The organism is Agathobaculum sp. (genome assembly GCF_050946325.1).
Classification (GTDB): Bacteria; Bacillota; Clostridia; order Oscillospirales; family Butyricicoccaceae; genus Agathobaculum.
In genome coordinates, this window is sequence record NZ_JBMNUP010000004.1 from 36,911 (window position 1) to 45,664 (window position 8,754).

The following is an 8,754-nucleotide window of genomic DNA, read 5'->3' on the forward strand; positions in this document are numbered from 1 at the left end:
TTATGAATCCTCATAGCCAAAGTTGCGCATCTGGTACTGGTTGTTGCGCCAGCCTTCCTTCACCTTTACCCACAATTCAAGGAATACTTTCGTGTCCAGCATGCGCTCCATATCCGCGCGGGCCTGCTTGCCGATCTCTTTGAGCATGGCTCCCTGTTTGCCAATGATAATTCCCTTGTGGCTGGCTTTTTCACAGTAAATATTGGCGCTGATTTCAATCAGGCCGTCCTCGCGCTCATTCCAGCGCTCAATACCCACCGCCGTGCCGTGCGGCACTTCCCGTTCCAGCAGGCGCAGCATTTTTTCACGGATAATTTCCGCCGCAAGCTGACGCTCCGGCTGGTCGGAAACCATATCCTCCGGAAAAAGCTGCGGACCTTCAATGGCAAACCGGTCGATCTCATCCAGCAGTTCGTCCAATCCCTCGCCCTTACGGGCGGAAATCGGGATAATCGCTTCAAATGTATGCGCCTGCGCATACAGCGCAATCACAGCAAGCAGTTCTTCTTTGGGCAGCGTGTCAATCTTATTGATAGCCAGAATGGACGGCATATGGTGCTGCTCGATCTGCGCAATCAGGCTCTCTTCCGCCGGACCGATATGCGCCACCGGCTCCACCACAAGCACCGCCACGTCCACCTCAGAAACCGTATCGGTCACGATTTTGCACATGTAATCGCCCAGCCGGCTCCGCGGTTTGTGCAGACCGGGCGTATCCAGCAGCACATACTGCGTCTCTCCGCGGCTCAAAACGCCCGTAATACGGGTGCGCGTCGTCTGCGGTTTGTTGGACACGATGGCAACCTTCTGCCCCACCAGCTTGTTGGTAAGCGTCGATTTGCCGACGTTCGGACGGCCGACCACCGAGACGACCGCAGTTTTTGTAATCTTGCTCATTGTATTCTCCCATATCGAAAAATAAAACACCACGCGGCGGGAACGGATACCGCCAGCGCCGCCAGCACCCACAGGTGCGCTGCCATGCAGTGCAGCGCCTGCCACAATATGCCCCCGCCGATAAAAATGCACACGCCCACTGCAACACACGCCGCCGCGCACACAAAAACAGCCGCCGCCGCAATATCCTTGGCATCGCGCACCAGCATGTCATAGCCGCTGGCCTGTTTGTCGCACAGACGCTCAATCGCCGTATTGAGCAGTTCAGCGCTCATCGTCAGTCCAAAACACAGGCAGAGGGCCGCAATCTGGCCCGCATCCGCCTGCCCCAGCAGCGCAAATATTGTAACATAGAACGCCGCCGTCAGGTGTACGCGAAAATTCCGCTCACCATGAATGCACAGCTTCAGGCCCCGCAGGGCGAAAGAAAAGCTGTCTCTCAGTTTTCTGATTTCTTTTTTCATGCGTCTCTTGTCAGGCCCAGGAAGGAAAGATTGTCTTCCTCTTTGCCGCGCATCAGTTTTGTATCTTCTTCATTCCGTTCATGGTCATACCCCAACAGATGGAGCACCGAATGCGTTGTCAGATAGCCGCATTCACGCGCCGGCGAATGTCCGAACTGCTCCGCCTGCTCACAGGCGCGGGTATAGCACAAAATCATATCGCCCAGCATCACGCAGCCCGTGCCCGGGTCTGCCTCCAGCTCCTCCTGCGGCACGCCGTTATAAAATTCATACATCGGGAAGGACAGCACGTCGGTCACCGCGTCCTTGTCCCTGTATTCCGCATTCATTTGCCGGATGGTATCCGCATCAACCACGGTCACGTCAATTTCCGCATCAAAGTCCACCTGCTCGCTCGCCAGCACACGGCCGGCGCAGGTCTCAACCAGCTCGCGCACGGCCTGTTCATCCGCTACTTCGGTTTCAAACCCAATGTTGATTTGATGCTTCATCGCTGCTTGTCCCCTTTTCTCCGCAGCGCCGGATGCTTGTTTTCCGGCGGCTTGCTTTTTCCTTTTTTGCCCTCATACTCCGCATATGCCTTGACAATGCGCTGCACCAGCTCATGCCGCACCACGTCTTTCTCGGTCAAAAAGCATTCTGCAATATCCTCTACGCCGTCCAGCACACGCAGCGCTTCCTTCAGGCCGGACTGCTTGCCGTCCGGCAGGTCGATCTGCGTCACGTCTCCCGTAATCACTGCCTGCGAGCCAAATCCCAGGCGGGTGAGAAACATTTTCATCTGCTCAGGGCTCGTATTCTGCGCCTCGTCCAGAATGATAAAGCTGTCATCCAGCGTGCGGCCGCGCATATAGGCCAGCGGCGCCACTTCAATGGAACCGCGCTCCTGGTATTTGGCAAAATTCTCCGCACCCAGCATGTCAAACAGGCCGTCATACAGCGGGCGCAGATAGGGGTCCACCTTGCTCTGCAGGTCGCCCGGCAGAAAACCGAGTTTTTCGCCCGCCTCAACCGCAGGTCTGGTCAGGATAATGCGCGAAACTTTTTTATCCCGAAACGCCGCCACAGCGGCAGCCACAGCCAGATAGGTCTTACCCGTACCGGCAGGACCGACGCCGATGACGATCGTATTGTTGCGGATGGCCTCCATATATTTTTTCTGGCCAAGCGTCTTTGCCTTAACCGGTTTGCCCTTGGCCGTGATGCACAGCACATCGCGGCTCATGGTCTGCACCTCGGTCTCCCGTCCGTCCCGCGCCAGCCCGATGACATACTGCACTGTCTGTATGCTGATCGCCTCGCCGCGTTTTGCCATGCCGGTCAGCGCGCTGATGGTCCGCGCGGCAAGCTCTGCGGCGGCCTCTTCTCCTGTAATTTTCAGTTCACTGCCGCGGCTGACGATTGACACGTCCAGCTCGCGCTCAATCAGCTTGATATTCTCATCAAACGCGCCGAACACCGTCATCATCAGTTCAATCTGCTCCACCTGAATCGTCTTTTCTATTTTCCTGCACCTTGCTTTCGTTTTTTATGTTTTATTCCGCCGCACCGGCTTGATTTTTTTCAAAAAGGCAATGCTCAGCGCCAGCCAAATCAGGCTGATGAGCAGCAGCACAGCGCCGGTCTGCAAAGCGTCTTCTGATTCCAAAAAGAACCGCAGGCCGCACATTGGCACAGCAAACGGCAGCATCCATTGCAGCGGCCGCCAAATCTGCCAATCGCATATCTGCGCCAGCACAATGCATGCCGACGGGATCAGCGTAAGTACGCTGCATACAGCGGACAGCCGCATCACGGTTCTGCTTTTCCTGCACCCAAACAGCACCATGCACCAAAGGCCGATGTAAGCCAGGCTGGCATACAGGCCGCGCGGCTCCGCCGGCGTGCCGAACAGGGCCTCCTCAACATTGAGCACAGAAGCAATGACCGCCGCAGCGGGCAGCAGCAAAACAGCAACCAGCCGTTTCCACGTCCACTCCATTTTCAGTCCTCCTCTTCGCCGTTCTTTTCCGGCGGAGCCTCGGGTATCGTACTGTCATCCAGCGCCTGCACGCCAATCTGTTCCATCGCATCAGCGGACAGCTCCAGCACGGCCGCACCGTTCTGCTCGGTCACGCGTTCCCTGTGCGCGGTGATTGTACCGTCCATCCCTTCTGCGATCTGCCCGAGCGCGCGGGCGATCATATCGACGCGGACCTCGTCCGCAGTTTGTGTGCGCGGTGTGCGTTCATAAAACATATAGCGCTGCACAATCAGAGAGATGGGAAACACCACGCTCTCCGACAGCCAGAGCTCCTTTGTTTCTACTATTTTATCACAGGTGCCTGCTGAAATTCCACTCCCAATATATAAATTTAACCGTTTATTTCCGAAAACCAGCGCATACTGGCAGCGCACTTTTCCGGTATAGGTCTTTTTTTCATCGGTCAGCGCCCGTATGGCGGCCTTCTGGTGCGATGTATAGGCCTCTATCTCGCCCCGCGCATGCACCAGGCGGTATTCCCCGCCTTCCATCGTCGGCGGCACAAGGCCGCTGATCAGCGTGTCCCCCGCCGCTACTGCATCGCCTGCCTGCACTGCCGGCTGCCCTTCCTGCGCGCGCACGGTGCGAACAACGCCGTCACGCGCTGCAACCACACGGGTCACCGCCTGCTGATCGAGCAGTTCTTCGTGCGGCGTCGCCGCGCGGGCTTCAACGGTCAGCCGGTTACCTTCGATATTAAGCGCAATAAACCGAATCTCCGGATACCGCCGCAGCATGCTCCACCGAATCTGCGTTACGTCAATCGCGCTGCGCCGCACACCGATATGAACGCCCAGTTCATCGAGCTGCTGCATGATCTCTGCCTGCGGCAGCGCCGCATCAATATGCTGCTCAATCGCCCAGATATGCGTACACAGCACCCAGCAAAGCAGCACGGCCGCCAGCAGGCCGCCCCACAGCGCATATCGGGTCCGCAAACGCGACGCTACAAACGGCGCACCGCGCCGCCGGACGATATGTACTCTGCATCCGGTACGCCCCATTTTCCCGCGCAGAATCCGAAAGTCCGCAACCGACAAGGTTGCATACAGCTCATTCCACGCGGTGCGCTTCATCTGGCGCAGCGTTATCGTGTTCTGTGCGCACACATTCAAAAAGCGCGGCAGGCTTGCGCCTGTGACCCGCACACGAACCTGCCCGCGCGCCAGCAGCAGAAACCGTCCTATCATCCCGTCCCCTCCCTTTTCAGCCCGAGGTATATTCAACCGAGACAATCGTGCCCGTCACAGCCAATTCGTCCAGTGAAAGCGCCGTCAGCGCCAACCCGTCGCCTGTGATGCGCACCTCGCATCCATTGCATTTGACGCGCAGCACACTATCGTCATATTCCTGTATGCCGCGATGGTTTTCCACCACAACCCTGCTGTTTCCGATAATTTCCACCCGCGGCCGGCCGCTGTGCAGATCATCCAGCAGCGACGATGCAAACCCCTCCATATGGTCCCTCCTCTGTTCGGCCCATTGTATGCGCCGGCGGCATCAAACTTGCCTGCCGCACATAGGATTGCCAAACGAGGTGATCCGATGAAGGCGTTTTTATCGCTTGCGCTGTTTTTGGCATTTCTGCTCTGTCCGGCTGCCTGCGCCGATGGGGTGCGCAGCGGTCTTTCGCTCGCAGCGCACCAGGCGCTTCCTGCGCTTTTCCCCTTTTTTGCAGCCAGCGCACTGTTTGTCCGAACCGGTCTTTCCCATCTGCTCGCACGGTTTGCCGCGCGCCCGCTCGCATGGCTGTACGGTCTTCCGCCCGCGGCCGCGCCCATCCTCATCCTTGGGCTGACCGGCGGTTATCCGGTCGGCGCCGCGACTGCCGCTGCGGCGCTGGAACAGCAGCTCCTTACGCCCGAACAGGCTGCACGGGCAAACGCTTTCTGCAACTGCGCAAGCCCCGGATTTTGCATCGGACTGGTCGGCCTTGGCGTTTTCGGCAGCGCGCGCACAGGTGCGGTGCTGTACGGCGTCCATGCGCTTTCCGCGCTGCTGACCGGCCTGCTTGTTGCGCGCGCCGCGCCCTGCCGCGCGCAGCCGTACCGTCCGCCGGAAGCCGGCGGCGAAGACTTTGCCTCCGCCTTTTGCGGCGCAGTCCGGCAGGCGGCTTCCACCGCGCTCACTGTAACCGCTTTTTTAACGATGTTTTCCGTTTTGCTTGCACTGCTGCAGCCTGTTCTGTCCCTGTGTCCCTATGGCGCCATGCTGACCGGTTTGGTGGAGCTCACCTGCGGACTGCAAACGCTGTCCAGTCTGCCGCTGACCGCCGGCGCCAGGCTGACGCTCGCTTCCTTTCTGCTGGGGTTTGGCGGGCTGGCCGTACAGTTTCAGGTGCGCGCCATCGCCGCTCCCTGCGCTTTGCCGATGCGCGGCTTTGTTTCTGCCAAGCTGCTTCACGGCGCGCTGGCGGCGGCCATCACTGCGGCGCTCTTCCGTATCTCTCCCCGTGCGCTGGCCGTTTCCGTGCCCTGCATCGCGTCCGGCACGCCCATATCCGGCTGGGCTGGCATTGTTTTTCTGATTCTTTTATCCGGTTTCCAATTCGGTCTGGAAAAAAGACGAAAAATGCGGTATAATGGTCACGACAATATTCGATTGGAGTGAACTTACGCATGAAGCTGAAAAAGCTGCTGCGCAAAAATATCGAACCGCGCTGCGCCTACTGCGCGCTTGGAACCCCCCTAGCAGACGGAGAACGCTTTACCTGCCGCCGCCGCGGCGTGGTGGACGGTGCGGACCACTGCCGCGCATTCCAGTACGACCCGCTTCGCCGTACTCCGCCCAAACCGGCTGTCCTCCGCGGTCACTTTACCGACGCTGACTTTTCTCTGGAGGACCCGAAATGAAAATGAGGCTGTTTTTCCGGCAGCTTGCGTCGCTTGCTTTGTGCGGCGCGCTGTTGTTCCCCGTCCTGCCCTGCGCATCTGCCGCGCCCGAGGAGGACCAGTCCGAAGGCGGTGCTTCTTCCGAGCCGGCAGGCAGCAGCGCCGGTGTGCTGACCTATCCGGAGCTCAACGCAAAGGCGGCCTTGCTCATCAGTCCCGACTCCGGCATGGTGCTGTATGAGAAAAATGCCGATGAACGCCGTTTCCCCGCTTCCACCACCAAAATCATGACCGCGCTTCTGACGCTGGAAAACGTGGACGATCTGAATACCGTCGTCACCGCCGAGGCCGTTGACTTTGAAAACGTAACGGCGGACAGTTCAACCGCCAACATCAAAGAGGGCGAACAGGTGCGGGTCATCGACCTGCTGTATGCGCTGATGCTGCCTTCGGCCAACGAAGCGGCCTATATGCTTGCGCGGCATGTCGGCGGTACATCGGAAAATTTTGTGGAACTGATGAATACGCGCGCAGCCGAGCTCGGCTGCACCGGCACGCATTTTTCCAACCCCTGCGGCCTGCATGCGGACGACCACTATACCACCGCCCGCGACCTTTATCTGATGACGGCCGAAGCCATGAAGGACGAAACCTTCCTCAATATTATCGACACGGTGCAGTACCGCATGCCTGCTACCAATATGCACGAAGAGCGCATCATCTTCACCACCAACATGCTGATTTTCAGCTCGTTCCAGCCATATGCCTACTCCTACTGCAAGGGCGTCAAGACCGGCCACACGTCGGAAGCGGGCAACTGCTTCGTAGGCTATGCGGAACGCGGAGAGGCCAGCCTGTACTCGGTCGTGCTCGGCTGCGACGACGCGCCAAGCGACGGTTACAACGTCGCCGCGAGTTTTACGGATACCAAAAAGCTGTGCGAATGGGGATTTGACAATTTTTCCTCCAAAACACTGGCGAAAAAGGGCGACACGGCCTGCCAGATCGACGTCCGCCTGTCCACCGATGCCGACAAGCTTGTACTGACGGCGCAAAATGACGTCATCTCGCTGCTGCCCAACGATTTGGAAATGGATGACCTTGAAATAAATATCACTGCGCCGGAAAGCGTAGACGCGCCCGTCCATGCAGGCGATCCCATCGGCAGCATGAGTTTTTCCTATGGCGGCATAGAATATGGCACCGTGCAGCTTGTCGCGCTGAACGATGTGGAAATGAGCCGCGTACTCTACTATGCGGACAAGCTCGAAAATTTCTTTAAGGGCTCCGTATTCAAAATCATTCTTGTCGTTATCGCAATTTTTATCGTACTGTATATTCTGTCCAACCTGTTTTTCGGCGGTCTGCGCCGCCGGAGACGCCGGCAGAATCTCCGTTCTCGCTATGATAACGCCAACTACCAACGCCGCCGCCGGCGATAAGCGCAGCTATCCCACCGCACAAAAAAGCCTCCGTATGGTTTTGCACCATACGGAGGCTTTTCGTTTTCCAAAATGTTATTCTTTTTCCGCAAGCAGCTCACGAACTGCCGCAATCCACTCGCGTGCAGCCGTTTCCTTGTCCGGACGCGGCAATATCTCTGCGCTGAGCACACCATGATAACCGCAATCATGCAGCTTGCGCAAAACGCCTGCCATATCCGTATGCCCGCCCCCCGGATACATGCGGTTAGAGTCGGAAAAATGCACATACTGAATCTCAGGCGCGCACAGTGCGATGGACTCCAGCATATCCGCTTCCTCAATATTCATATGGAACGTATCAATCAGCATTCCTGTATTTGTCAATCCATTTTCACGAATAAAGCTCGTGATTTCCTGCATACCGCAGAGGAAATTGTTTTCATAGCGATTGATCGGCTCAAAAACCAGCTCCACGCCCGCCTTCTGCGCTTCCTTATCCAGATAGCGCATGGATTCCGCCAGACGTGCCAATGCGTCCGGCAGCTCATCCGGCGCGGCAATATTGCCCCGCATGCAGCCGATAATCACCATCGCATGCAGTCTGCCGGCCAGCGCGATAAAGGTCTCCAGACGCTGCACCGCAGCACGGCGGCGGGTCTCATCCGGATCGGTAATCGACAGACCGTCGTTTACATACGCACGGCCCGTGCCAAAGGCCGTCAGCCGGATATGATTGGCTGCCAGCGCCTGTTCAATCGCAGGCACGTCAATCTCCGCAGGATCTGCAATGTGCAGTTCTACGCCGTCATAGCCCAGCATGCGCGCCTGTTCAATTCCCTTAACAAAATCGCCTTCATAAACAAACGGAGCGCTGCCGATTATTTTATCGACCATTGTCATAGATGTGATAAATTGCATGTTCATACACCTCGTTACCGTTTTAGTACAGCAGTGAAAGCTCTCCCTTTCAAGGAGAGCTTTCACTTTTCAAGAAATGAATAGAAAAGAAGAAAAGAGAAAAAGAGTCAGTCAATAAAGAAACCGCGTCTGGGCAGCTCATGTACGCTCTTCCAGCCTTCGCTGAGCGGCTCGCGCAGGCAGGGCTCGATTTCTTC

At 57.4% G+C, this 8,754-nt stretch carries 11 protein-coding genes; 3 read left to right on the forward strand and 8 right to left on the reverse strand.

Annotated elements, in window-relative coordinates:
- The 7 genes from era to ACOYIE_RS01155 are packed head-to-tail and all read right to left on the reverse strand — an operon-like array spanning position 1 to position 4,842.
- Positions 1 to 897, reverse strand: coding sequence for a GTPase Era (gene era, locus ACOYIE_RS01125; protein WP_433410033.1), 897 nt, complete (start codon positions 895 to 897; stop codon positions 1 to 3).
- Positions 894 to 1,361: a diacylglycerol kinase gene (locus ACOYIE_RS01130; protein ID WP_433410035.1), complete on the reverse strand. Its 468-nt coding sequence runs from the start codon at positions 1,359 to 1,361 to the stop codon at positions 894 to 896. The genes era and ACOYIE_RS01130 overlap by 4 nt, the downstream gene beginning before the upstream one ends.
- A complete protein-coding gene (gene ybeY, locus ACOYIE_RS01135) occupies positions 1,358 to 1,852 on the reverse strand; it encodes an rRNA maturation RNase YbeY (RefSeq protein WP_433410037.1) in 495 nt (164 codons plus the stop codon). Before ybeY ends, ACOYIE_RS01130 begins: the two co-directional genes overlap by 4 nt.
- On the reverse strand, positions 1,849 to 2,829 hold the full coding sequence (locus ACOYIE_RS01140; RefSeq protein ID WP_433410052.1) for a PhoH family protein: 981 nt from the start codon (positions 2,827 to 2,829) through the stop codon (positions 1,849 to 1,851). Before ACOYIE_RS01140 ends, ybeY begins: the two co-directional genes overlap by 4 nt.
- A 60-nt stretch (positions 2,830 to 2,889) precedes the next feature.
- On the reverse strand, positions 2,890 to 3,342 hold the full coding sequence (locus ACOYIE_RS01145) for a hypothetical protein (RefSeq protein ID WP_433410039.1): 453 nt from the start codon (positions 3,340 to 3,342) through the stop codon (positions 2,890 to 2,892).
- Between the two features lie 2 nt (positions 3,343 to 3,344).
- Positions 3,345 to 4,574: a sporulation protein YqfD gene (locus tag ACOYIE_RS01150; protein ID WP_433410041.1), complete on the reverse strand. Its 1,230-nt coding sequence runs from the start codon at positions 4,572 to 4,574 to the stop codon at positions 3,345 to 3,347.
- Between the two features lie 16 nt (positions 4,575 to 4,590).
- Complete coding sequence (locus ACOYIE_RS01155; protein WP_433410043.1) at positions 4,591 to 4,842, reverse strand: YabP/YqfC family sporulation protein; 252 nt, start codon at positions 4,840 to 4,842, stop codon at positions 4,591 to 4,593.
- Positions 4,843 to 4,929: 87 nt separating this feature from the next.
- Between ACOYIE_RS01155 and ACOYIE_RS01160 the strand changes: the two genes are divergently transcribed.
- From ACOYIE_RS01160 to ACOYIE_RS01170, 3 genes are read left to right on the forward strand one after another with little or no spacing between them, the layout of a single operon-like run.
- Positions 4,930 to 5,994, forward strand: a complete 1,065-nt coding sequence (locus ACOYIE_RS01160; RefSeq protein ID WP_433410045.1) for a hypothetical protein — start codon at positions 4,930 to 4,932, stop codon at positions 5,992 to 5,994.
- A gap of 8 nt (positions 5,995 to 6,002) precedes the next feature.
- The gene (locus ACOYIE_RS01165; RefSeq protein WP_433410047.1) at positions 6,003 to 6,236 is read left to right on the forward strand and encodes a hypothetical protein; all 234 of its coding nucleotides are present in this window, start codon (positions 6,003 to 6,005) and stop codon (positions 6,234 to 6,236) included.
- Positions 6,233 to 7,657: a D-alanyl-D-alanine carboxypeptidase family protein gene (locus ACOYIE_RS01170; protein ID WP_433410049.1), complete on the forward strand. Its 1,425-nt coding sequence runs from the start codon at positions 6,233 to 6,235 to the stop codon at positions 7,655 to 7,657. The genes ACOYIE_RS01165 and ACOYIE_RS01170 overlap by 4 nt, the downstream gene beginning before the upstream one ends.
- 75 nt (positions 7,658 to 7,732) lie before the next feature.
- Here ACOYIE_RS01170 and ACOYIE_RS01175 read toward each other — a convergent pair whose 3' ends face one another.
- Positions 7,733 to 8,557: a TIM barrel protein gene (locus tag ACOYIE_RS01175; protein ID WP_433410050.1), complete on the reverse strand. Its 825-nt coding sequence runs from the start codon at positions 8,555 to 8,557 to the stop codon at positions 7,733 to 7,735.
- Positions 8,558 to 8,754 lie beyond the last annotated feature (197 nt).